This is a genomic window from Psychromonas arctica DSM 14288 (assembly GCF_000482725.1).
Taxonomy (GTDB): domain Bacteria; phylum Pseudomonadota; class Gammaproteobacteria; order Enterobacterales; family Psychromonadaceae; genus Psychromonas; species Psychromonas arctica.
This window is the reverse complement of record NZ_AXWP01000025.1, coordinates 61,146-84,080: the sequence shown is the minus strand read 5'-3', so window position 1 is coordinate 84,080 and position 22,935 is coordinate 61,146. Positions and strand designations below refer to the sequence as shown.

Below are 22,935 nucleotides of genomic sequence, written 5' to 3'. Positions count from 1 at the left end.
AAAGTAAGACATTAAAACTCGAATCGATGACTAAGATCAAAGGGCATGATTCAGTTCGTTTTAATAATTGTTCAATCAAAAATCAGACTGTTTCTCTGATAAGGAAAACCATGAAATATGAATTAATAACAACCGATGGACGCGCTCGTCGTGGCCGCTTAACTTTTGAACGTGGTACGGTGGAAACACCTGCGTTTATGCCAGTCGGTACCTACGGCACGGTAAAAGGCATGACGCCTGAAGAAGTACATGACACAGGCGCAGAAATATTATTAGGCAATACATTCCACCTGTGGTTACGCCCAGGGCAAGAAGTGATCCGCCAACACGGTGATTTACACGACTTTATGAATTGGAGTGGTCCGATATTAACTGATTCAGGTGGTTTCCAAGTATTCAGCTTGGGTAAAATGCGTAAAATAAAAGAAGAGGGCGTTTATTTTAGAAGCCCTGTCAATGGCGACCAAGTATTTTTATCTCCAGAAGTCTCTATGGATATTCAGTATGACCTAGGTTCAGATATCGTAATGATCTTCGATGAATGTACTGCGTATCCTGCAACAGAACAAGAAGCAGACGTGTCAATGAAGCTTTCTCTACGTTGGGCTGAACGCAGTCGTCAACGTTTTGATGAGTTACAAAATCCTAATGCGCTGTTTGGTATTATCCAAGGTGGCTGTTTCGAGCACTTACGTGATGTGTCGTTAGATGGTTTAACTAAGATTGGCTTTGATGGTTATGCTATCGGTGGGCTAGCAGTAGGCGAGCCAAAAGATGATATGCACCGTATTTTAGAATACATTGCCCCTAAAATTCCAGAAGACAAACCGCGTTATTTAATGGGCGTGGGTAAACCTGAAGATTTGGTTGAAGGTGTGCGTCGTGGTGTTGATATGTTTGACTGTGTGATGCCAACAAGAAATGCGCGTAACGGTCACTTATTTACTACCGATGGTGTGATTAAAATTCGTAATGCCAAACACCGTGAAGATACTAGTCCATTAGATGCAGAGTGTGATTGTTACACTTGTAAAAACTATACGCGTGCTTATTTATACCATCTTGACAAGTGCGGAGAAATACTGGGAGCACGCTTAAACACGATCCATAACTTACGTTATTACCAACGTTTGATGAAAGGTTTGCGTGATGCGATTTCAGCAGGTACATTAGACGAGTTTGTTGATATATTTTATAAGCGAATTGGAAAAGAAAAACCAGTTCTAAATAATTGATAACACAATACAATTACCATACTATTACATAGTTTAATTTTTATACAATAAAGGATATAACATGAGTTTATTTATCTCTCAAGCACATGCAGCAGCGGAAGGTTCGGCAGATGGCGGCGGCATGCAAATGATTTTTATGTTAGTTGTTTTTGCAGCTATTTTCTACTTTATGATCTACCGCCCTCAAGCGCGCCGCACTAAAGAGCATAAAAGCCTGATGGAAAGCATTAGCAAAAACGATGAGATACTAACATCTGGTGGCCTAATCGGTCGTGTTGTTAAAATCAGTGCTGAAAGTGAATACGTTCAAATAGAGTTAAATGAAAATAACACTATCGTAATCAAAAGAGATTTTATTTCAGCGGTACTACCTAAAGGTACGCTTAAATCAATCTAAATAAGAAGGGCAGGTTATCCTGCCTTTTTTGTTCTCTTTACCTTTAGCATCTAATAAAGGACATTATTGTGTTAAACAAATACCCTCTTTGGAAATATTTACTACTTGGGTTTATCGTTTTATTTACTCTCGTTTATGCTGCACCCAATCTCTATGCAGAAGATCCCGCTGTGCAAGTTTCTGCAACACGTGGTGCTAAAGTTGAACTATCTACTTTAGACAAAGTTCAAGATATTTTAAAACAAGTTAATATCTCACCTAAATCAACTGTCTTAGAAAATGGTCAAATATTAGTACGCCTTTCTTCTAGCGAAGATCAATTAATTGCCCGTGAAACTATCAGTGCACAAATCGGCGATGGTTTTGTGACAGCACTAAATTTAGCCCCATCGACACCAGCTTGGTTAGAAGCGATTGGTGGTGGTCCTTTAAAATTAGGTCTTGACTTACGTGGCGGTGTACATTTCTTAATGGAAGTGGACATGGATGAAGCGATCAGTAAAGAACAAGATCAAATGGTACAAGACTTACGTGCTGAATTACGTGAGCAAAAAATACGATTTCGTGGTATCGAAAAAGCATCTACTGAAACTGGCGTAATATTGCGTTTTACGTCACAAGAGATTCTAGATAGTGCAATTGATTACTTAAAACCGATTAACCCAGGTTTTGTGTTTAGCGAAAAAGAAAATAACGGCGCTTTCTACTTAACCATCAGCATGACAGAACAAAAACTAAAGTCTGCAAAAGAAGATGCATTACAACAGAATTTGAGCATTTTACGTAACCGTGTTAATGAGTTAGGGGTTGCAGAACCGCTCGTTCAACGTCAAGGTGTGGACCGTATTGTGGTTGAATTACCGGGTATTCAAGATACAGCTCGTGCCAAAGAAATATTAGGCGCAACGGCGACTCTAGAATTCCATCCTGTTGATTCTGAAACCGATTTATCAGATGCTTTAGCAGGTCGAATTCCAGCTTCTTCTATTTTATATAAAGAGCGTGATGGCACTCCTGTTGTTATCAAGAAAAAAATCATCTTAACCGGTAACCATATTGTTGATGCTCAATCGAGCGCTGATGAATATGGACGTGCACAGGTAAATATTTCTTTAGACTCTAAAGGCGGCAGTAAAATGTCACGTTTTACTAAAGATAATATCGGTAAACCGATGGCTACGTTATTTATTGAGTATTTACCAACGGGTAAAAAGAAAGCTAATGGAAAATCAGAAACTAAAAAGCGCATAGAAGTGGCTAACGTCGCGACTATTCAAGCTCAGTTGGGGCGTAGTTTCCGTATCACAGGTTTAGATAATACGGCTGAAGCGCATAACTTAGCGTTATTATTACGAGCAGGTGCATTAACAGCGCCGATTCAAATCGTGGAAGAACGTACTATTGGTCCAAGCTTAGGTCAGCAAAATATTGATAATGGCATGAAAGCAATGATCTATGGCTTGTTAGCCGTGGTCATCTTTATGTTTATTTACTACCGTAAATTTGGTGCAGTTGCAAATACAGCACTGATACTTAATATTGTTATGATCGTTGGTTTGATGTCGATGATCCCGGGGGCAACATTAACCTTGCCGGGTATTGCAGGTATTGTACTAACAATTGGTATGGCTGTTGATGCCAATGTACTTATTTTTGAACGTATTCGTGAAGAGTTACATGCTGGTAAGTCGGTTCAACGCGCGATCAATGAAGGTTATGCTAATGCGTTCTCTACCATTGCTGATGCGAATATTACGACCTTTATTACCGCCGTTATTCTGTTTGCTGTAGGTACTGGCTCAATCAAAGGTTTTGCTGTGACACTGGCAATCGGTATCTTAACTTCAATGTTTACTTCTATCTTCGGTACCCGTGCAATTGTTAATGCACTTTGGGGTGGCCGCAATGATATTAAAAAACTTTCAATCTAAGCAGGGTCAACTATGTTGGAATTAATTAAATCGAAGCAAACTATTCGCTTCATGAAATATGCAAAGCCTGCAACTTGGTTATCCATTTTATTAGTGGTTATCTCGGTAGGGTCGTTAAGTACAAATTGGATAAATTGGGGATTAGATTTTACCGGTGGTACATTAATTGAAGTTGGCTTTCAACAACCTGCTAACTTAGAGGATGTGCGTTTAACATTAAGTGAAGCTGATTTTTCCGATGCTGTTGTTCAGCATTTTGGTAGCAGCCATGAAGTGATGGTTCGTTTAGCACCACGCGAAGGTGTTAAAGGCGAAGTGATCGGTAATCAAGTGTTAAATGCACTAACTGCTGGTGATTTCGGTGATGTGGATATGCGCCGTATCGAGTTTGTTGGCCCAAATGTGGGTGATGAACTGGCTGAGAATGGTGGTATTGCTATCATCATCGCACTTATCTGTATCATGTTATACGTGAGTATGCGGTTTGAGTGGCGATTAGCGATGGGCTCTGTATTAGCCTTGGGACACGATATTATCATCACGTTAGGTGTTTTTTCGTTATTCCAAATTGAATTTGATCTTACCGTCTTAGCGGCTTTATTAGCGGTGATAGGTTATTCACTCAATGATACGATCGTGGTATTTGACCGTATTCGCGAAAACTTCAGACTCATTGCAACCGCAACACCTAAAGAGATCGTTGACCAATCTTTAACACAAACATTAAGCAGAACAATCATCACATCAAGTACGACTATTTTTGTATTGATTTCACTGTTTGTTGTTGGTGGCGCGCTTATTCACGGATTTGCGACTGCGCTGTTAATTGGTATTTTTGTTGGTACTTATTCTTCAATTTATGTGGCCAGTGCGTTAGCGATTAACTTAGGTATATCGCGTGAACACATGATCCCTGAAGTGATTGAAAAAGAAGGCGCTGATCAAGACGCCTTGATGTAATCAATTTTATAACCTGTTTATAGCAATTAAAAAAGCACTGCATAGCAGTGCTTTTTTGTATCCATTGAATGGGTTTACTTCGTTGGGTTTATATCATTGGTTTTAAAAAAAAGATATAACAGCCTTTATTGCTTGGCTCTATATTACTTACCCTTTATTTTTACTTCTGGAGTACCAAGCAATAAGTGCTAGATAGTAAAAGGCAAAACGCGCTAAGCCTATTACCTATCGGTACAATTTTTAGTCATCCCCACTCTTTTATTGTAAATATTTTGTCATAAATAAGCCTTATTCCGTGAAAAATAGTGATTATTTATTGAATATAATGGGTAAAACTTTACATTATCAATGATATGGTACACTCTTGAAAATCTTGTTTATAAGGGTTCAACGATGCGATTATCTTTTAATAAATGGGCTATTGTCCTGTCTTTTGCCACATTGACTGCGTGTTCAAACAATCAACATGAAAGTAAAAGTTATACTTTAGAAGCTACCGGTAACGGTAATTCAGTGTTTCCTCTCGCGACTCCTCTACAAATAACGTACCAAGATGAAGTCAAATTATTACGTATTAATCAATTAATTGCCGACAAAGATAAAGTCGATGATAAGCAACGCGCTGCTTTATTGTATGAGCGTGGATTGATTTATGATCGAATGGGGCTTAATGCACATAGTCGCTATGATTTTACTCAATCGATTCAGATTGATCCAACCTTTGCTCAATCCTATAACTCTTTAGGTGTTTATCTATTAATGGGTGAAGCCTATGACGAAGCTTTTGACGCTTTCGATTCAGCGATTGAACTCTCCGATAAAATGCAATACAGCTACCTTCATCGTGCGATTGGTTTATCACTAGTTAAGCGTTATGATGGCGCGCAGAAAGATATAGAGCATTTTTACGAGCTTGATAAAAGTGATCCTTATCGTTCATTGTGGCGCTATATTATTAATGCACACGTGGATCAAAAGCTAGCAGAAGGGCAATTGAAGGCAACACAACCGGAAGAGCAAGATAAACGATTTGCATGGGCGATTATTGATGTTATCAACGGTGATTTATCTGAAAAAGACTTTTTTGACAATATCGCAAACGGTGTAGAAACAAATGATGAGTTAGCACAACGTTTATGCGAAGCTTATTATTACTTAGCACATTGGCATATGAATAATAATCATCTTAACAAAGGTATTTATTATTTAAAATTAAGTGTTGCAACCAATGTAAAAGATTTCATTGAGTATAAATATGGGTTGATTGACTTAAGCCACATTCAAGAGAAACTACAGGCGCAAGCGTTAAAACTACAACAAGCTCAGAAAGCCATTAATCCAAGCAGCTAAGCTGAATTAAAAGCTCACTCCGGTGGGCTTTTTTAGTTTTATTGTTCTATTTTATGCCTAGAATGATAGTGATTATTTGGCAAATAAGAAGTTAGTAACAAAGCGGCTAAAGGCTAAAGTATCTATCTTAATTTCTTCTTTTATTGTCGCGCTTCAATTTCATCTTGTTGAAATATATCTAAACGCACCACTCATACACCACATCTATGTCTCGAAATATTGGATCTGCCGCCGACTGTGAATGTATTTCTAGTCAACAAGTGCGACAGCAATGGCGAAAACCACGAACGAGAGTGAGAGCATTGATCAAACTGGGAGTCAGTGAACGTTTAGCTATTTCCTGTGCCAGTGGGTTTATAAAAGTACCAGTAAAGGACCTTGTCGTAGTTCGAAAACCAAAGGGATCAATATAGCGATCAGTAATGAGTTTTTAGCTAGACAAGGTTTGATATCATTAAAGGATCTGTGGATTAATATTCACTATTAATCATAAGATGAACCGCCCTGTGCGGAGCCGCATGCAGGGTGGTGTGGGGGCTGGAGGTTAGATACCTCCGGCTACCCGATTAGGCAATTATTTTTGAGTGTAACCCTTGACTTTCGTAGGGGCTAAAGTTTCCTTTGAAACCAATAAGTCTTAAGAAATATTCAGTTACTATATCTCTACAATCTGCATAAATAGAGACCTTTTCATCAATCGACATTTTACTAAGTCCCGAATGTATAATTTCATTTCTTAAGTTTTTAATTTTCGTAAGACTAACATCCATTTTTACCACACAAAACATTTCAAGGAGTAAAGATTCAAAAGTGTAATTCTTATTATCAACTGTTTTATAGCAACCTTTGAACTTATAGCCTTGGGAGTCTGCATATGTAGATTTCAAATTTTCTAACAAAATAAACATAGTTGCTAGTTTGAGTTCTAGTTGTAAGCTATTAACCTCTGGAGTATTAAGCATATCAACAACTACGTTTAATGCTCTGAGTTGATGAATTTCAGAGTAAGATTCATAGCAAGACTCTATTAGCATTTTTATACTACTAGTATTAACACAACAGAATGGTGCTCTAAAGGAACAATATCTTGCTCTTACACTCCATTGATGTGATTGGTGAGTCCCATCAATACTCCAACCATAAAAACAAACTTCAGAGCTAGTAGCGAATGAGAGCAAATTGCTAATATTTTTTACAATAGTAAGTACTGGTTCTAGATTACTTTCATCAACATTTTTTACTATTAACTTAGTAGACTCTACAAATTGCCCTCTAAGTTTGGTTTTATTGATGTTAATGAATTTAGGATCCTGAATAATTTCAATATTCAATCCAGCTACAGATAATGGTATTTTATTTCTTATCCATCCACCGTTTTCTTTTTCTGTAGTTTCTATACCTACAACCAAAAAGTTTGATAAATAACAGACTAGTTCCAATGAAATACCTCGATTGCCTAGACATAATGACTTCCCACTAAGGTGCTAGCCTCTACAGTGGGTTAGTTTTTCAACCAGAGCCATAATATATCTATCAACAATATAATGTGGAGGCTAGCATGAATAAACATAGCATACTTTTCATTGGGTTAGATACTCACAAAACATTTACTGAAGTCGCATATATCGAAGATGTTCGTGGTGCAAAACCACAACATTTAGGTCGCATACTCAGTAACAAATCAGCATTTAAAAAACTCGTTAGGCAACTGCAATCTAAATACCCGCAAGCAACACTGCATTTCGTTTATGAGGCTGGCCCTTGTGGTTACTGGATATATCGATTACTCACCAGCTTACACCAATGTTGCTACGTGATTGCTCCTTCACTCATTCCAAAGAAACCTGGCGACCGTGTAAAAACAGATAAACGTGATGCATTGAATCTTGCAAAGTTACTTAAATCTGAAGACCTTACACCTATTTACGTACCTGAGCCAGAAGATGAAGCGATGCGGGATCTTTCTCGCGCACGCGAAACAACCATGAAGGATCTCAAAGATGCAAAATATCAGCTTAAAGCACTCCTTTTACGCAATAACATAAATACCACAATAAAAGATAATTGGTCATCTCAACACCTGAGATGGTTGGCTGAATCGCAGAAATCGCGGACACCCATTAATTTGAATAATTGTAATAGTTAAACTATCTTTTAGAAATGCTTATTTCTGCATTTAGGAGTGGTTTATTATGACTCAATCTCGCCAATCACAAGTATCGCTATCTGATACGCCTTATTATCATTGTATTTCACGCTGTGTTCGCCGTGCTTATTTATGTGGTGAAGATAAATACACTGAAAAGTCTTTTGAACATAGACGCCAGTGGGTTGTTGAACGATTGCATTACTTAGCTTCACTGTTTAATATCGACATCTGTGCTTATGCAATTATGTCTAATCACTATCATTTGGTATTACATGTTGATGAGATATTAAATGAAAATCTAAGTCATGAAGAAGTTTGTGAGCGTTGGTGTCAATTATATTCAAAACCAGTATTAATTGAACGCTGGCAATCAGAGCAAGCAACATCAGAGGCTGAGAACAAAGCGGCCTTAGCTATTATCGAAGGGTGGAGAGGGCGCTTAGCTGATATTTCATGGTTTATGCGTTGCTTAAATGAGTTTATTGCGCGTAAAGCTAATAAAGAAGATGAATGTTCAGGCCGTTTCTGGGAAGGTCGTTTTAAATCTCAAGCGTTATTAGATGAAGATGCTTTGCTAACTTGTATGGCTTATGTTGATTTGAATCCAGTACGTGCAAAGATGGCGGATAGTATTGAAACCTCTGAATATACATCCGCTTACGAACGCATTCATGGCGTTGCTCAAGCGAAAGAAAAACCGTTAGAGTACTCTTTTACTAAAAAATCTTTATTTGGTTTCGTTGGTGATGAAAGCGAGAAATCAACGAAAGGTATCCCATTTTCATTATTAGATTACATAGAGTTAGTGGATTGGAGTGGTCGCATACTAAGAGAAGATAAACGCGGTGCAATTTCAAGCCAACGTCCCAGATTACTTTCCACGCTTGGGTTAGATGATAAAACTTGGTTATCACTAGCAAGTAGTTTTGGTAAAGATTATCACGGAGCTGTTGGTTCATTAGAGGCATTAGCAGCTTATGCCAGTAATACAGGGAAACGTTGGATAGCCAGTAAGAACCAACTGCGACTGCATTAACTAGCGTAGTTTACGAAACAAAATTCAATAAATCCGCAATTAGCTACCGCTAAAATTTGTTATGCATGAGAAAGCTATTATTTGTTTAAAACTCCCAGAAATTTATAACCTTTACGTTTCAATAAACTATTTCCGTTATGACTTTTATTTTTCACTTACGAAAATAGTTTTGTTTTTAGTTATTTAAATTATTGGCTGTCCAGAGCTATTCAGAGCTATTATAAATCTGCAATTAGCTACCGCTAAAATTTGTTATGCATGAGAAAGCTATTATTTGTTTAAAACTCCCAGAAATTTATATCCTTTACGTTTCAATAAACTATTTCCGTTATGACTTTTATTTTTCACTTACGAAAATAGTTTTGTTTTTAGTTATTTAAATTATTGGCTGTCCAGAGCTATTCAGAGCTATTATAAATCTGCAATTAGCTACCGCTAAAATTTGTTATGCATGAGAAAGCTATTATTTGTTTAAAACTCCCAGAAATTTATATCCTTTACGTTTCAATAAACTATTTCCGTTATGACTTTTATTTTTCACTTATGAAAATAGTTTTGTTTTTGGTTATTTAAATTGTTGGCTGTCCAGATCTATTTTTTTCTTATATGTTTTCCGAGGACTTTCAGGCTCTGCACCTAAATGAGCTTCTTGAAGAGCAAAATAACACTCATCATTGCCAATATGTGTCCAACGATAACTAGTAGGTGATTTCACATCTTTTCTTACTTTAAAATCAGGTGCGACAATTTGAATAAATTTAATCGCTTCATCTATATCTGGAACAGTGATATTTAAATGTTCTATTTTCGACACGAATAACTCCTAAAGGTATAACAGCTTTATTAACTCACAAAATGTCATTTTAACGGTGGAAAAACGACAAGAGTTAATGATTAAAATATTATTATTACTTTACGTTGGTTTATCTATAAAACAAATAGATATAGTTATTTGTGAATTTTTAATCATCTAAAAGCGTGGGACGTTGCAATATTTACGGTGGAAATACTGCAGGTGAGAGAGATATCACAAAATTTTTGGACAGCCATTCATTGAAGTTAGTTCGAAAAATAAAGGGATCAATATAGCGATCAGTAATGAGTTTTTAGCTAGACAAGGTCTGATATCATTAAAAGATTTGTGGATTAATATTCACTATTCATCATAAGATGAACCGCCCTGTGCGGAGCTGCATGCAGGGTGGTGTGGGGGCTGGAGGTTAGATACCTCCGGCTACCCGATTAGCTGTACTTACTCTTGAACGATTTTATTCAAATGCCAAAGCTTATAGGTGAGTTTAATAGCGCCTTGATCCGTATTGGGGGATGAACCAAATAGTTTGCTAAAGTTATCGTGAACAGACTTAACAAGCGAGTTTAAATTAATATTACCATCTTGTTTTAACTCTTCAATTGCCATCAATGCGTACACACCATTTACGGAGTCATTAATCTTAATATCTTGGAATGAAACCTTTTTAAAAGGTTTGTTTTGTCCTTGAATTCTGCCGCTTTGGTAAAGGACTCTTGCAGCGTTTTTAGGGCAAGATTTTTTGCCACTATCTTCGCTTTTTCCACCTAATTCCTGATACGTTTTTAACCAAGCTTTATTCCAATTTTCATTGTTTTTTACTTTGCTAATTGTACCTATAAGCCAATCCTCAAGGTTGACTCCGAACATTACTCTATCCATGTTAATGACTCCATATTCGTGGTACAGCTAACAAACAAGGATAGGTGTCGCGCAGCCGACACCTTATCTGGTCGTTGAACAAGCCCATCCGAGATTGCATCTTATTATAGTAAATAGTTATTTTAAAGGTAGGATTGAGGCACACAGGTACTTTTCTTCAGGCGAGTTTCATCATGATATAATTAATAAGGTAACTATATCAGCCTGTTACATGTTAGTTGATTGCCATTACACCTCTTTGTATTAGATTTATTCTTTTAGACTTAAAGCCATCGTGGTTGTACATTAGTTTCTCAGTCGGTTCACGCCTAAAAAATGCATTTCATACTGACAAAATGGGCAAATACATACAGCATGTTTCATCACTTTTTGTTGTTTATAGACTTTGCCGACAATAACTCCAAGTAGAAGTGAGATCTTTAACCTTAACTGTTTTGCGTTACCTCTTAAGAAACCATAATCTCTGACGCGCTGTAGCCCTTTAGGCAATACATGTTGTAAAATTAACCATAAAAACTTTAGCACTGGCAGTTCGCGCGTCTTAATGATATCGGTTTTCCCCTCTTTATATCTGAAAGTCACATTTTCATCGGTTATATTGATAATGTCTTTATCAGGCAAAACCCCTCTATAAAGATAACGAGATAGGTATTGTAATGAAGACAAACCGAACCCCACCTTACGACAATCAACGACCCATTTTTTAGGAATTTCATTGGGTAGTGTTAACTCTATAGCGTGATTAATTGCATCAAGCATCCTTGCTCTCCACACTTTCGCCAATGAAAAAGCGTTAAATAGATAATGGTTATCACCTTTATGCCACTGTTGTTTGCCAGCATCGTACCGCCCACAGGGAATAATAATATGTAGGTGAGGATGCAATTCTCTTTTACGGTTATGTGTATGCAGTACGCTGGTAAACCCTAAACTACCTTTATCCTCTCTTGATGCAAAATCTTTGAGTAAGTTCGATGTTACTTTAAACATCAATTGATATAGGGTTTTAGGATGTTTTCGAGCAAGTATTCTGAACTCATAGGGTAAGGTAAACGTCACCATAAAATAGTGTACGGGTAATAATTTATCGGTTTGTTTGGCCAACCAATTTGATGTGGTTTGATGCAAACATTGTGGGCAACTTCTATTACCACACGATGTAAGGAGTTGTTGATCATGCTGACAATGCCCGCAATGCCATTGGGTGTAACGAGTGGGATCACTCTTACAATGTAACATATCAGTGATTGCTCGGCGGATATCTTGCGTCAATAATCCACCATAATGTAGTTCCAATTGTTGATGGTAACGTTGAAGTAATGTAATAAATTGACTCATAACGTCCCCCAATCAATCTGCAATTGATCTGTTAATTGATTAAGTGCCTTTACGTTGTTTTTTTGTTTGGGTGCTGTGAGTTGAGTATATCTTGCAGTAGTGTTGAGGTTATTATGGCCTAAGAGTATTTGTAGGGAACGCAGGTCAACGCCTTGCTCTAAAAGATGCGTTGCAAAACAGTGTCGTAACGAGTGTGGGCTTATGCTCTTCTTAATGCCCAATTCAGAAATCACTTTTTTCAACGCTTTTTGAACACCACTTTTATCCATGGGGACGTCGTCAACGATGAGTTGTTTCTTTTTACCGAAACGAGGAAATAACAACACAGGGTGACGATGTATTTTCCAGTAATAACGCAAGGCATGTAATGTACGTTCGGGTAATGGTACTAAACGATCTTTTCCACCTTTTCCATTTCGTATATGAACTTGCATCATTTGGCTATCAATGTCATTCACGGTTAAACTAAGCGCTTCACTTAGTCGTAAGCCCATACTGTATAGCACTAGAAAAAAGACCTGATAACGTAAAGAGTAAGTGTGGCTAATAAGCAAACCAATTTGTTTATTCGTAATAATGTCTGGAATGCGTTTTACTTGCGGCGGTTTGACAATACTTAGCCATTCCCATTCGCGCTCAAGAGTGTATCGATAGAAAAACTGTAAGCCATTACGATCTAACTTTATGATGCTCCATGAGTGAGTTTGCAGCAATTGTGCAAAGTAGTATTTTAAATCAGCTTTGGTTAACGTATCAGGTGTACGATCGAAAAAGGAGGATATCCTACGCACGGCACGAGAGTAAGCATCAATAGTGGCAGGACGCTTACCTTGTAGTGTTAGGTTAGTTAAATGTTGTTGATATAAAAGGTCAAAGTGTTGCTTTTCTGAAGTATTCATTGCTTAAACTCCTATTAAGCATCACCGGAAAAGTGATGTAGGAAGTAAGTATGAATGATATTTAAGTTTTGTTCCTTCTGCCGCAAAGCGGCTTCGTTCAACAGTATAACTAAGCCAAAGTATTCCGTATTTATGGTGGAAATACGGAATAGTTTAATTTGATAAATTAGAGGCTACTTTAGTGTAATAGAACATTAAATCAAGAAATTAAATAAAAACATAAAACCTTTCTCATGTGGAAAGGCGGAAAAGTTCCGTATTTACAGCAGAAACACGGAATTAAGTTTTCTGTAGATAATAAAATATTACTTAATATGGCTACGACATCGCCACCGTTGAGCTTTCCCAAATAATACATTGCTTTTAGCAAACCCAAACAGGATGTTTGGGGGAGGCTCGTTCTGGCCATGGATGGCCAGCAAGAGCCGGTGCGTTATAAAAGCAATTTAGTATTTGGATAAGAAAGCGATTAGGTGTGCCTTTTTCTTTGGTTACTTTCATTTGGGCAAGCAAAAGAAAGTCACTCGCCGACAGGGCGAAAACACAGTAATTAACAATCGAGATGACTGGACGAGCGAAGACGAGCCTAACCAAAAAGTAAAATAAGATATAGTATGAATCCCCACGGAGAACATGGGGACTAGAAAATAATGAAGCATCGTGAGCATGGGAATTAGGGATAAGTTTGGCAGGATAAATCCTGCGCCCCAAAATCAGCAGTACCATTCCTGCACTGAATAACTACTTCCCTAATGTCGCTTTAAAATCCTCATACCCAAACTCATTTAATACTTCAATATCACCATCAACTCTTTGAAAATAAATACTCGGCATTTTTAAACCATTAAACCAGTTTAACTTCACCATTGTGTAACCTGCACTATCTTCAATATGTAGCTTTTGGCCTATTTTTAAGGGCTGTTCAAACTGTGCTTCACAAAATTGATCACCGGCCAAACAAGAGCAAGATCCAATCACATAATTGTATGTAGCACCTTTTGTTGCTTCTCTAATCGTCGCAGGTTCGTTATAAATGAGAGTATCTAGGCGATGCGCTTCGGTAGCGCTATCAACGATCGCGGTCTTTTTGTCATTTTCAACAATATCAATCACACTAACCACTAAATCTGCAGTACGTGTAATGATTGCTTCACCGGGTTCTAAATAAACTTGCAGGCTATGTTTTTCAGCAAACACTTTTAAGGCTAACCCTAGCTTTTCAATAGGGTAGTTTGGATAAGTAAAAAAGATACCACCGCCTAAACTAAGCCAAGTTAATTGATCAAGGTATTCAGTGAAGGTCGTTGATATATGGTCGAGTACTCGAATAAACGCATCGACATCTTTATTTTCACAGTTCATGTGAAACATAAAACCATCAACTTTATCCAGTACATCTACACTTAAAAGCTGTTGTTTAACGCCCAGACGAGAATAAGGGCGTGCTGGGTTGGCTAAATCTTGTCCTGCAACACTCATTTCTGGGTTGATACGTAAACCTAATGAAGCACTGTCTTTACAGTTTTCATAATGTGCTTCAAGTTGTGAAAGTGAATTAAAGATGATTTTATCTGAAAGGGGCTTAACCGCTTCAATATCAGCATTGGAATAACCCACGCTATAAGCATGCGTTTCACCACCAAACTTTTCATGCCCTAATCGTACTTCATAAGGCCCTGAGCTTGTTGTACCGTCTAAATAAGGTTTGATGGTGTCGAAAGTTCCCCAAGTTGAAAAGCATTTTAAAGCGAGCACTAATTTAGCGCCTGATATCTCTTTCAACTGTTTTGCTTTTTCTAGGTTATCAATCAATGCTTGTTCATTGATCATAAAGTAGGGAGTATTTAAATTCTTCATTTGTTACCAAGTATTAAATTAAATTATTGTAGATAATAAATTGCTAGATAAAAATAATCCACTGGTAATTACACTCTAAAATTTGTCGAATATATTTACAATACTTTATTAACCCACGTTATGGTGCTAGGCTTTATAAGGGGTTGTAATTTTGGCTTGATATTTGCTTTCATATATTTTTAATTACCTTTGCAATCAGTTACTTTCTTAAATTTAACTAACCACTTGGCGTTGCAAATGATGGCTTTCGAAATAACATTAAGAGATGAAATATGAATAAAAGGATTTTTTTACTAACAGCAACTGTTCTGTTAACTCAACCACTTTATGCGGGCACAATAGCTGAAGTAGAATCAAACTCAACCCTGTTTACCGCTCAAAATATAGATGGATCATTCAGTACCGGTGTAAATGATGATATTTATAATGCGAGTGCGCTTGATTGGGAATGGAGTTCAATAGCTTCTTTAGACGGCGATGGAACCTATGATTATTATTCATTTACCGCATTAGCAAACCAAAATTATATTTTTGATATTGACTATGGTATGCCAAATTTAGATGCTGAAATTGGTTTATGGTCAATTGATGGTACTATTTCAGGTTTACTTGCTGAGCAGGATGATGGTTGTGTCGAAAACGGAGTATCGTTTTGTAGCATGGTAGATAATGGTTCTGTGCATTCATATGATCCTAAATTCTCTTGGCAATCAAGTTCTGCAGGCCTTTATGTTATTGGTGTTGCTCGATTCTCTACAAGTGCAAACGATAGTGGCTTTAATGGTAACGCACCGGTTGCCGGGGATGACTACACTTTACAGGTCTCTCGAGATCTTGCGGTAGATGTACCAGCACCTGCTGGTGTTATGTTGTTTGCATTAAGCTTGGTGGGTTTTGCAGCGACACGTAAAGTAAAAAAATAATATTCCGACTTTAGTTTTTAATTAATGGAACCCCTTTAATTATAGGTGCACATTAATTATTAATGTAATAATTAAAAAATCCTGAATTCATATTCAGGATTTTTTATATTTTAGACAGTATTAATTTTATTTAAATAAGTTTTAATACTTTTTATATCTGTTTCATTTATTACGTTAATTCTAATATGTCCCAGCTAAGACCAATTTTAGGCATTAATTCCAAGAAATGATCTGGGTTTAGTTGTTCAACGTTGTATAAACCTTTATCGCTCCATTTACCTTGAAAATAAAGTAAAGCTGCTGTGATCGCTGGTACACCTGTTGTGTAAGAAATCGCTTGGTGCTCTACTTCATTGTATGACTCTTTATGGTCACAAATGTTATAGATAAAGATACTTTTCGCGACACCGTCTTTTTTACCGCGTAACCAAGTACCAATACAGGTTTTACCCGTGTAGCCAGGTGCTAAAGAAGTTGGGTCTGGCAAAATAGCTTTCAATACTTTAAGCGGTTCAACAGTAATACCATCGCAGGTTGTTACAGGTTTTGTATCTAACAAGCCGATGGTACGCATTACGTTGAAGAAGTTTAAGTAGCTGTCTGAAAATCCCATCCAAAACTCAATACGTTTAGCGGGAATAAATTCTGCCATTGAACGTACTTCATCATGCGCCATAGAATAAACTTTTTGTTTACCGACAACAGGAAAATCAAATTCCATCATACGACTATGGCAAGGCACTTGGTTCCATTCTCCATTTTCATAATAGAAAGAGTCACCTTGAATTTCTAACATATTTGTTTCAGGGTCAAAATTAGTTGCAAATTTTTGACCATGGTCGCCCGCATTTACATCCATAACATCTATGCTATCGATTTCATCGAAGAGGTGTTTATGAGCGTAAGTAGCAAATACACTTACCACACCGGGATCAAAACCTGCACCTAAAATACCAGTAATACCTGCTTCTTTAAAGCGCTCCGCAAAAGCCCATTGTGGATCATATGCTTCAGGTACTTGTTGTCCTGGACTACAAAGATCAGTCGCAACAGAGGTATCTAGATAAGCAGTTTTAGTTTCTACACATGCTTCCATGATCGCCACGTTCACCCATGGAGGTCCAGCGTTGATCACTAGATCGGGTTGCACTTGATTAATCAAAGTAACCAAGGCTGCAATATCGTCGGCATCAATTGCTACCGCGTTGATACTTTTGTTGGTGTCTTTAAGGTTATTACGATCTTTGATCGAGGTAATAATTTTTTCGCATTTAGAAATAGTGCGAGAGGCAATTGTAATATCGCCAAATACATCATTATTTTGTGCGCATTTGTGAGCAATAACCCAGCCTACGCCACCGGCGCCAATTTGTAGTACAGACATTTTTTTAGTCCCTATTCATTAATTTTATTGCTTAGCTAACTACTACTTAACGTTAAGTTAGTGTTAGTAATCTCATGTGTGTGCTCTGTACTGCTTAATTAACAGTTAGCTAGTTTGTTATTAACAAAGCTAGCTAACTTTATTGTTAACCGTATGTAATTAGAACGGATTAACTACTTTTCTATTTATTCATTCATTTTTTTTGAGCATCGCTTGTAGTGCGTTTTCTATTTTTTCGATTAGCGTATCAAAATCATGCAAGGTTAAACATGGGTTTAACAGTGTGAATTTTAATGCTAACTGCCCATTAACTTTTGTTTCAGCAATCACTGCTTCACCACTTGTTAATAGTTTTAAACGCAATTTTTGATGCAATTGATTAAATTCCTGATCAGTTAAATCACCCTGTAAAACAGGCGACAAACGGAATAACACTGTTGATAATAGCGGTGTACAGCATAATTCAAAGTGTTTATTTTGAGCAATTTTAACTGCAACTTGCTGCGTTAAGTTTAATAAATAATCGTAAAACTCACCGAGTTGTTTTGCTCCGACGGCTTTGAGTGTCATAAATAGCTTTAGTGCATCAAAACGCTTTGTGGTTGCAATGCTTTTGTCGACTAAATTAGGTAATTCATCGCCTTCACGATTTAGGTAATCTGCATGATGCAATAAAGTATTAAAGTTAGCTTTATTTTTAATAAGCAGGGCACCACAACTGATTGTTTGATAAAACAATTTATGAAAATCTACGCTAACAGAGTCTGCTAATTCAATGCCTTTTAAGCGAGACTTATGTACTTGGCTAAGTTGTAGCGCTGCACCATAAGCACCATCGACATGCGACCAACAACCCGCTGCACGTGCAATTTCAACCACCGCTTGTAAATCATCAATTGCGCCATGATCTGTTGTACCTGCCATTGCTACGACAGCAAAAGGTAGTAAATCTTGTGCTTTTAATGCATCAATGGTCATTTGTAGTTCATTAATATCGATTTGGCCTTGTACATTGGTTTTAACTAACACCACACTGCGTTCGCCCAAGCCCATTAATGACGCAGATTTTTGTACTGTAAAATGGCTTTTATCTGAACAGATGATACGCATTTTTTGTGCGTAATCAGGTAAACCATCTTGCTGAACATCATGTTTTGATTGATTATAAGCAAACCAATCGCGAGCCAGTAATAAACCCATTAAATTGCTTTGTGTGCCACCACTCGTGAATACACCGTCAGCGCGTTCACCTAGTTGGTAAGTTTGACACAACCAATCAACCATTTGCTGTTCAACAAAAGTTGCTGCGGGAGCCTGGTCCCACGAATCCATTGATTGATTTAATGCGGCAATAAAATGCTCAGCGACAATTGATGCAATCAATGGCGGAGTATGCAAATGTGCAATCGTATGAGGGTGTTGCACTAATAGAGAATTTTTAGCGATTAATTCATTGGTGGTTGCTATCACTTCCTGTAAAGGAGCTGCTTGCAAAAAATCCACCGCATTAATTTGCTGTTTTAATAGCGCAGGCTCGACACCTGAATAGGCATTTTGTGAATGCCTAAACAAACTATTGATTGCATCTTGTGTTTGCTGGGTCGCTTGCTCAAAAGCTTGGTTTTCACCAAGCTGAGCGAAATAATGTGACCAGTTGTTCGTTTGGGTCATTATTGTGCTTCCACTGCAATTTTAATTGCTTTTGCCATGGTTGTTGCAACAAACTCTATTTGCGTTTGACTAATAATAAGGGGTGGCAAGAAACGTAATACCGCACCACGACGACCGCCTTTCTCAATGATTAAGCCTAACTCTAGTGCTGCACGTTGAATCGCAATCGCTAATGTTGGATCGGCTTCGGCTTGACCAAGGCTATTTAATACACCCGGTTTAACAATTTCAATACCATTCATTAAACCACGGCCACGTACTTCACCAATTTGTGGGAAGTCAGCTTGAATATCGCGTAAAGCTGTTCGTAGTTGTTCACCGCGTTCCGCTGCATTTTTTGCTAGGTTATCACGTTGGATAATTTCTAGTGTTTTTGCACCACTTGCCATTGCTAATTGATTGCCACGGAAGGTGCCTGTGTGCTCGCCTGCATTCCAGCAATCGTATTTTTCATTAAATAAAATAATCGACATTGGCATACTGCCACCAATTGCTTTAGATAAGATAAGCACATCTGGTTCAATACCTGATTCTTCAAATGCAAAGTGGTCGCCACTGCGGCCAATACCACATTGAATTTCGTCAAAAATCAGTAAAATACCGTGCTCAGTGGCAATACGACGTAATTCTTGTAACCATTTTTTGGGAGCAGGTAATACGCCACCTTCGCCTTGAATTGGCTCAACGATGATCGCAGCAGGTTTAGTGATACCTGATTCATCATCACATAAAACAGATTCAAGATAACGAATGCTTTGTGCAGCACCTTCTTCACCACCTAAACCAAATTTACAACGGAAGTTGTATGGGAAAGGCATAAAATGTACATCTGACATTAATCCAGTACGGCGGCTTTTAGAGCTTAAGTTACCGGTTAAAGAGAGAGAGCCATTGGTCATACCATGGTAAGCACCGTGGAATGAAACCATGGTATTACGTTTGGTGTATAACTTAGCCAGCTTGATAGCCGCTTCTACTGCATCAGCGCCAGATGGCCCACAGAATTGAATACGCGCTGTTTTAGCAAAGTTAGCCGGTAGAAATTGCATCACAGCTTTGATGAATGCATCTTTGCTAGGTGTCGTTAAATCCAATGTTTGGTAAGGCACACCTGCATTGATTTGGTTAATCAATACTTGGTTGATTTCACTATGGTTGTAACCTAATGGTAATGCGCCAGCGCCAGCTAAACAGTCCAGGTATATCTGTCCTTTAGTATCCTCAATAATGGCACCACGGCCACTTTTGATAGCGATAGGTAAACGTCTAGGATATGAACGAACTTCAGATTCATAATGTTCTTGGCTTAATAACATTTCATCTGGTGTTAAGTCATATGGTGTTGTAATAACTGGGACTTCTAGTTCGTTTGTTAATTTGCACTCTGGTGCTAAATTAAGGACGTTTTGCATTTTACGCTCCACTAATTGGAAATAAATAAAGTACGAAATTGGTTTATCAGCAGATAAACAGAATTGTGTAAATAAGGTATAGCAATAAATTTAATTACAAATATACGTTGCACTAAAGGGTTTTAAGCGTCTTAGCTCAAGGTTCTACTGTGCGTCCAGGATACTGTAATAAGTATTGATTTTGAGGTGTGAAATAACGATTCAAAGGTTCAGATGAGTCAATGTAAGTGTGTTGCATTGTTTGAGCCTCCGTATTGAGTTAATCGTTATAATAAAATTGATTGAGTGTTAAAACGCGCGCATTTTATCATCCATTTTTGCTATAGCAAGGGTAAAAACTAACTAAAATTAACCTTTTTTTTTAACATACTGATTAATAATTATATTTTTTATATAAAGCGCAAAAAATAAACACTTTAAACACACTCGAGGTTTCCTATCTTTAACACTACCCAATGTTGGGTTATTTGGGTATTCTTCGCATCACAGACAGCAATAAAGTGGGGGTAATAGTGAGTAACATAAAACAGATATTAGTAGTTGATGATGATCAAGATATTAGGGAATTATTAGCACAGTACCTTTCGAAAAACAGTTTTGATGTGATCACTGCTGCGGAAGGCATTGAAATGGATTCGTTATTAACACAACATACACCTGATTTAATTATTCTGGATATTATGTTACCTGGTGATGACGGGTTTACGCTGTGTCAACGCATTCGTCAACATTCAAATGTACCGATTATAATGCTCACAGCAAACTCAGATGAAATGGATAGAGTATTAGGATTGGAGATCGGTGCTGATGACTATATTGCGAAGCCTTTCAGTCCTCGCGAATTATTAGCTCGTATTAAAGCGTTATTAAGACGCACTCATTTCTCCCAACAACAAAATACTGAGCAAAAAAATCAGGAAAGTAAACGTTTTTATTCTTTTGCTCATTGGCAATTAGATACACAACAACAAGTATTAATAGATGACCATCAAAATGTATTCACATTAACTGGGGCGGATTTTCAATTATTAATGTTATTTATTTATAGTAACAATCAGCCTATTTCCAGAGATCAGATCTGCCAAGCATTGCATGGTCGAGATGCCTTTGCTAATGAGCGTGGTATTGATGTTCATGTTAGTCGTTTACGACACTTTTTAGGTGACGATGCCAAAGCCCCTAATATAATTAAAACCGTGCGTGGCAAAGGTTATTTATTTATTGCGCCGCTTAAAAGTGCTGATTAATGTCGATGTTTAAATTATTTTTTCGCTCACTTATATCACGCATGTTATTACTGACGATTTGCTCTGTTGTCGCAGGACAAGCTATCAGCAGCTTTTTTTGGGTTCACCAGTTCTCCGAGAGTGAAAAAAAATCGGTGATTGCTAATGCTCAACATCTCGCTGAAAGCGCGCTAAGTACGGTCGTGTTTTTTAATGATTTACCCCTTAAATATCGTCATCTTGTGCTTGAACAATTGCGGGGCATGGGAGGGAGTCGTTTTTTTGTTTCTCTGAATAGTGAAAAAATACATATTAATCCTATTCAAGATAGCAAATTAAAAAGGCAAGTTATTGCAACCGTCAGCGAAGTATTAACTGCGGGGATCGCCGCAGATAAAAATTTAGAAATTGAATTCTCGTCTCCAGATGATTTACACGTTTTAAAAAATGATATTTTATTAAAAGATCTGCCACCTTCATGGGGCGCTTACTCGCTCATTATTCCAACTGCAGAGCCACCTATATTGGTGTTGCAAATTGAAGTAGAAAGCAATGAGTGGTTGTATTTAGCCGCTATTTTACCCCCCCCTTATTTACTTTCGGATAACCAGTTGATCTCCGCGCAACAGATTTTGACCTTGTTTTTTACAACATTATTATTATTGTTATTTATCTATTTATTATTTAGACAACAAACTAAACCCTTACAAAAATTAGCGAAGGCAGTCTCTGTGATGAGTATTGACCTAGACCAAGCACCGCTAAAAGAACACGGCGCCACAGAAATTGTTGATGCAACCCGTGCTTTTAATCGTATGCAACAAAAGTTACAACGTTACATACAAGATCGTGAATTGTTATTTCGCTCCATATCACATGATTTAAAAACGCCCATCACTCGTTTACGATTACGCGCCGAGTTATTAGATGATGAGCAACAAACAGAGCGCTTTAACCACGATTTAGATGATTTAGAGATCCTTGTAAAAGGGGCGATACAAAGCGTTCAAGACACAGATATTCATGAGAATATTCAATATGTTGATGTGCTTAAGTTATTATTACAAATTAGTGAAAATCGTACTGAAAAAATTGTGATCAAACCGGCCAGTATTTCTCCTTATCAAGGCAAACCATTAGCGTTAAAACGTTGCTTATCTAACTTAATTGAAAATGGCGTTAAATATGGCGGCAAGGTTGATGTTCAAATGGTTGATAGTGATGAAAAATTAGAAATTATTATTCAAGATAATGGGCCTGGTATTCCCGAGCATGAACTAAAAACTATTTTTCAACCCTATAAACGGTTACACAATGATGACCAAGGGCATGGACTTGGGTTGGGTATTGCACGTAATATTATTCATGCTCATAATGGTGATTTACACCTGATCAATCGTGAGCAGGGCGGGTTGGAGGTTGTTATTATCTTCCCGCGTAATTATAAAAAATAAATTGAATGGCCTTCCCGCCC

The 22,935-nt window shown here is 37.5% G+C and carries 18 protein-coding genes and 1 pseudogene; 10 read left to right on the top strand and 9 right to left on the bottom strand.

The features are described 5' to 3' along the window. Positions 1 to 110 precede the first annotated feature (110 nt). The 5 genes from tgt (at position 111) to nlpI (ending at position 5,873) form a co-directional block, all read left to right on the top strand. A complete protein-coding gene (tgt, locus tag H592_RS0104045) occupies positions 111 to 1,235 on the top strand; it encodes a tRNA guanosine(34) transglycosylase Tgt (protein ID WP_028867644.1) in 1,125 nt (374 codons plus the stop codon). A gap of 61 nt (positions 1,236 to 1,296) precedes the next feature. After that, positions 1,297 to 1,632, top strand: a complete 336-nt coding sequence (gene yajC / locus H592_RS0104040) for a preprotein translocase subunit YajC (RefSeq protein ID WP_028867643.1) — start codon at positions 1,297 to 1,299, stop codon at positions 1,630 to 1,632. 68 nt (positions 1,633 to 1,700) lie between these two features. Continuing rightward, positions 1,701 to 3,563, top strand: a complete 1,863-nt coding sequence (gene secD / locus H592_RS0104035) for a protein translocase subunit SecD (protein WP_028867642.1) — start codon at positions 1,701 to 1,703, stop codon at positions 3,561 to 3,563. A gap of 12 nt (positions 3,564 to 3,575) precedes the next feature. Continuing rightward, positions 3,576 to 4,523 carry a protein translocase subunit SecF gene (gene secF, locus H592_RS0104030; protein WP_028867641.1) on the top strand — a complete coding sequence of 316 codons (948 nt, stop codon included), beginning with the start codon at positions 3,576 to 3,578 and terminating at the stop codon, positions 4,521 to 4,523. Between the two features lie 393 nt (positions 4,524 to 4,916). Beyond that, entirely contained in the window at positions 4,917 to 5,873 is a 957-nt protein-coding gene (gene nlpI / locus H592_RS0104025) for a lipoprotein NlpI (RefSeq protein ID WP_028867640.1), read from the top strand. A 566-nt stretch (positions 5,874 to 6,439) separates the two neighbouring features. On the opposite strand, the gene H592_RS0104020 is transcribed toward nlpI, so the two are convergent. After that, positions 6,440 to 7,312, bottom strand: a complete 873-nt coding sequence (locus tag H592_RS0104020; RefSeq protein WP_028867639.1) for a hypothetical protein — start codon at positions 7,310 to 7,312, stop codon at positions 6,440 to 6,442. Between the two features lie 119 nt (positions 7,313 to 7,431). On the opposite strand from H592_RS0104020, the pseudogene H592_RS21450 reads away from it, so the two are divergent. Continuing rightward, positions 7,432 to 7,971 (top strand): annotated as a pseudogene (locus H592_RS21450) (IS110 family transposase); the annotation flags it as partial. Positions 7,972 to 8,065: 94 nt separating this feature from the next. Beyond that, a complete protein-coding gene (locus H592_RS0104010; protein WP_028867638.1) occupies positions 8,066 to 9,058 on the top strand; it encodes a transposase in 993 nt (330 codons plus the stop codon). Positions 9,059 to 9,623: 565 nt separating this feature from the next. Here the strand turns inward: H592_RS0104010 and H592_RS21445 are convergent. The 5 genes from H592_RS21445 to nspC form a co-directional block, all read right to left on the bottom strand. After that, positions 9,624 to 9,872 (bottom strand): hypothetical protein, encoded by a 249-nt coding sequence (locus H592_RS21445; RefSeq protein ID WP_245600360.1) that lies wholly within the window; start codon positions 9,870 to 9,872, stop codon positions 9,624 to 9,626. Between the two features lie 438 nt (positions 9,873 to 10,310). Continuing rightward, complete coding sequence (locus H592_RS0104000; RefSeq protein WP_028867637.1) at positions 10,311 to 10,751, bottom strand: DUF6979 family protein; 441 nt, start codon at positions 10,749 to 10,751, stop codon at positions 10,311 to 10,313. Between the two features lie 285 nt (positions 10,752 to 11,036). Beyond that, complete coding sequence (locus H592_RS0103995; protein WP_028867636.1) at positions 11,037 to 12,089, bottom strand: IS91 family transposase; 1,053 nt, start codon at positions 12,087 to 12,089, stop codon at positions 11,037 to 11,039. Then, positions 12,086 to 12,988: a site-specific integrase gene (locus H592_RS0103990; RefSeq protein WP_028867635.1), complete on the bottom strand. Its 903-nt coding sequence runs from the start codon at positions 12,986 to 12,988 to the stop codon at positions 12,086 to 12,088. Before H592_RS0103990 ends, H592_RS0103995 begins: the two co-directional genes overlap by 4 nt. A 741-nt stretch (positions 12,989 to 13,729) precedes the next feature. Then, positions 13,730 to 14,845: a carboxynorspermidine decarboxylase gene (gene nspC, locus H592_RS0103985; RefSeq protein WP_028867634.1), complete on the bottom strand. Its 1,116-nt coding sequence runs from the start codon at positions 14,843 to 14,845 to the stop codon at positions 13,730 to 13,732. Positions 14,846 to 15,117: 272 nt separating this feature from the next. On the opposite strand from nspC, the gene H592_RS0103980 reads away from it, so the two are divergent. Next, a complete protein-coding gene (locus H592_RS0103980) occupies positions 15,118 to 15,768 on the top strand; it encodes a PEP-CTERM sorting domain-containing protein (protein ID WP_028867633.1) in 651 nt (216 codons plus the stop codon). A gap of 169 nt (positions 15,769 to 15,937) precedes the next feature. On the opposite strand, the gene H592_RS0103975 is transcribed toward H592_RS0103980, so the two are convergent. The 3 genes from H592_RS0103975 to H592_RS24165 all read right to left on the bottom strand — a co-directional run bounded on the left by H592_RS0103975 (position 15,938) and on the right by H592_RS24165 (position 20,235). Beyond that, on the bottom strand, positions 15,938 to 17,152 hold the full coding sequence (locus tag H592_RS0103975; protein WP_028867632.1) for a carboxynorspermidine synthase: 1,215 nt from the start codon (positions 17,150 to 17,152) through the stop codon (positions 15,938 to 15,940). A 189-nt stretch (positions 17,153 to 17,341) separates the two neighbouring features. Continuing rightward, complete coding sequence (locus H592_RS24170; RefSeq protein ID WP_028867631.1) at positions 17,342 to 18,823, bottom strand: pyridoxal phosphate-dependent decarboxylase family protein; 1,482 nt, start codon at positions 18,821 to 18,823, stop codon at positions 17,342 to 17,344. After that, complete coding sequence (locus H592_RS24165) at positions 18,823 to 20,235, bottom strand: diaminobutyrate--2-oxoglutarate transaminase family protein (RefSeq protein ID WP_028867630.1); 1,413 nt, start codon at positions 20,233 to 20,235, stop codon at positions 18,823 to 18,825. Before H592_RS24165 ends, H592_RS24170 begins: the two co-directional genes overlap by 1 nt. 512 nt (positions 20,236 to 20,747) lie before the next feature. On the opposite strand from H592_RS24165, the gene H592_RS0103960 reads away from it, so the two are divergent. Next, on the top strand, positions 20,748 to 21,482 hold the full coding sequence (locus tag H592_RS0103960; RefSeq protein WP_028867629.1) for a response regulator: 735 nt from the start codon (positions 20,748 to 20,750) through the stop codon (positions 21,480 to 21,482). Beyond that, on the top strand, positions 21,482 to 22,915 hold the full coding sequence (locus tag H592_RS0103955) for an ATP-binding protein (protein WP_028867628.1): 1,434 nt from the start codon (positions 21,482 to 21,484) through the stop codon (positions 22,913 to 22,915). Before H592_RS0103960 ends, H592_RS0103955 begins: the two co-directional genes overlap by 1 nt. Positions 22,916 to 22,935 lie beyond the last annotated feature (20 nt).

Excerpts from the sequence above, each read along its gene's own strand:
- H592_RS0103955 (WP_028867628.1), top strand. The coding sequence starts at position 21,482 with ATGTCGATGTTTAAATTATTTTTTCGCTCACTTATATCACGCATGTTA.
- H592_RS0104000 (WP_028867637.1), bottom strand. The coding sequence starts at position 10,751 with ATGGATAGAGTAATGTTCGGAGTCAACCTTGAGGATTGGCTTATAGGT.
- H592_RS24165 (WP_028867630.1), bottom strand. The coding sequence starts at position 20,235 with ATGCAAAACGTCCTTAATTTAGCACCAGAGTGCAAATTAACAAACGAA.
- H592_RS0103995 (WP_028867636.1), bottom strand. The coding sequence starts at position 12,089 with ATGAGTCAATTTATTACATTACTTCAACGTTACCATCAACAATTGGAA.
- nlpI (WP_028867640.1), top strand. The coding sequence starts at position 4,917 with ATGCGATTATCTTTTAATAAATGGGCTATTGTCCTGTCTTTTGCCACA.
- H592_RS0103975 (WP_028867632.1), bottom strand. The coding sequence starts at position 17,152 with ATGTCTGTACTACAAATTGGCGCCGGTGGCGTAGGCTGGGTTATTGCT.
- nspC (WP_028867634.1), bottom strand. The coding sequence starts at position 14,845 with ATGAAGAATTTAAATACTCCCTACTTTATGATCAATGAACAAGCATTG.
- secF (WP_028867641.1), top strand. The coding sequence starts at position 3,576 with ATGTTGGAATTAATTAAATCGAAGCAAACTATTCGCTTCATGAAATAT.
- yajC (WP_028867643.1), top strand. The coding sequence starts at position 1,297 with ATGAGTTTATTTATCTCTCAAGCACATGCAGCAGCGGAAGGTTCGGCA.
- H592_RS0103990 (WP_028867635.1), bottom strand. The coding sequence starts at position 12,988 with ATGAATACTTCAGAAAAGCAACACTTTGACCTTTTATATCAACAACAT.
- H592_RS0104010 (WP_028867638.1), top strand. The coding sequence starts at position 8,066 with ATGACTCAATCTCGCCAATCACAAGTATCGCTATCTGATACGCCTTAT.
- H592_RS24170 (WP_028867631.1), bottom strand. The coding sequence starts at position 18,823 with ATGACCCAAACGAACAACTGGTCACATTATTTCGCTCAGCTTGGTGAA.
- H592_RS0103980 (WP_028867633.1), top strand. The coding sequence starts at position 15,118 with ATGAATAAAAGGATTTTTTTACTAACAGCAACTGTTCTGTTAACTCAA.
- tgt (WP_028867644.1), top strand. The coding sequence starts at position 111 with ATGAAATATGAATTAATAACAACCGATGGACGCGCTCGTCGTGGCCGC.